Here is a 1,340-nt window from a genome sequence, read left to right as displayed (position 1 = left end):
CGAGGCTGTAAAACTAACTGTTTCAAAGGGTTTTGAGTAACACCTTTAACGCAGATAAAATGGAAAATCAAGACAGCCTGGATCTGGAGAAGATCAAGCGCCGGTTCCTGGAGGAGTTCCGGAGCGGCAAACCCACCTTCGGCAAGGACGGAGCACTGGCCCCTCTTCTCAAACACTTTCTCGAGGCCGCCCTGGAGGCGGAGATGGACCTTCACCTGGGCTCAGAGGAGCGGGGGAAGGGCAACCGGCGCAACGGCAAGGTGAGGAAACAGGTGCGCACCTCGGACGGGACCATCGAGGTGGAGAGCTCCCGTGACCGCTCCTCTGGCTTCGATCCGCAGATCATCCGAAAGCGGGAGACGGTGCTGGCAGAGAACCTGGAGCCCCGCATCCTGGGCATGTACGGGCTGGGGATGAGCCTGCGCGATATCTCGTCTCACCTGAAGGAGATGTACGGCATGGACATCTCCCATGACACGCTGGCGGCCCTCACCGAGAAGATCGTGCCCCAGGTCAAGGAGTGGCAGGCAAGGCCGCTGGACGCCCTCTACTGCGTCGTCTGGCTCGACGCCGTGCACTACAAGGTGCGCCAGGAGGGGCGCGTTGTCAGCAGGGCCGTCTACAACATCCTGGGCATCGACCGCCACGGCCACAAGGAGCTGCTGGGCGTGTACGTCTCGGAGAGCGAGGGGGCCACCTTCTGGCTCTCGGTGCTCACCGACCTGCAGCAGCGGGGCGTGCGGGACGTGCTCATCGCCTGCATCGACAACCTCAGGGGCTTTGCCGAGGCGATAAACAGCGTCTTCCCGCAGACCGAGGTGCAGAGCTGCATTGTGCACCAGATCCGCAACAGCCTCAAGTACGTGGCCTCTAAAGACCAGAAGGAGTTCCTCAAGGACCTGAAGCCCGTCTACCGGGCAGAGAGCCTTGAGCTGGCCGAGCTACGGCTGCTGGAGTTGGAGGAGAAGTGGGGCAAGAAGTACCCCAAGGTGCTCGAGAGCTGGCAGCGGAACTGGGAGAAGCTGAGCACGTACTTTAAGTACTCCGAGCAGATACGGAAGCTCATCTACACCACCAATGCCATAGAGGGCTTTCACCGCCAGGTCAGGAAGGTGACCAAGACAAAGGGGGCTTTCCCCTCAGACATGGCCCTGCTGAAGCTCATTTACCTGTCCCACCAGAACATCAGCAAAAAATGGGTCATGCCGCTAAGCAACTGGAGCCAGACGGCCCAGCAGCTCGCTATCTGGTTTGGCGACAGGATGCAGCTGGACCTGAAGTGAAGACGGACAAAAGGGAAATGATGACACAGTTAGAATTACACTCCCGAACCTTATCAT

At 59.3% G+C, this 1,340-nt stretch carries 1 protein-coding gene; it reads left to right on the top strand.

Features of this window, described 5'->3' with window-relative positions; all coding sequences use genetic code 11:
• Positions 1–59 precede the first annotated feature (59 nt).
• Positions 60–1,283 (top strand): IS256 family transposase, encoded by a 1,224-nt coding sequence (locus tag ABD920_RS22110; protein WP_345162431.1) that lies wholly within the window; start codon positions 60–62, stop codon positions 1,281–1,283.
• Positions 1,284–1,340 lie beyond the last annotated feature (57 nt).

Origin of the sequence: Pontibacter saemangeumensis (genome assembly GCF_039541895.1) — a bacterium.
Classification (GTDB): domain Bacteria; phylum Bacteroidota; class Bacteroidia; order Cytophagales; family Hymenobacteraceae; genus Pontibacter; species Pontibacter saemangeumensis.
This window is presented reverse-complemented; position numbering and strand designations above follow the sequence as displayed.

Excerpts from the sequence above, each read along its gene's own strand:
- ABD920_RS22110 (WP_345162431.1), top strand. The coding sequence starts at position 60 with ATGGAAAATCAAGACAGCCTGGATCTGGAGAAGATCAAGCGCCGGTTC.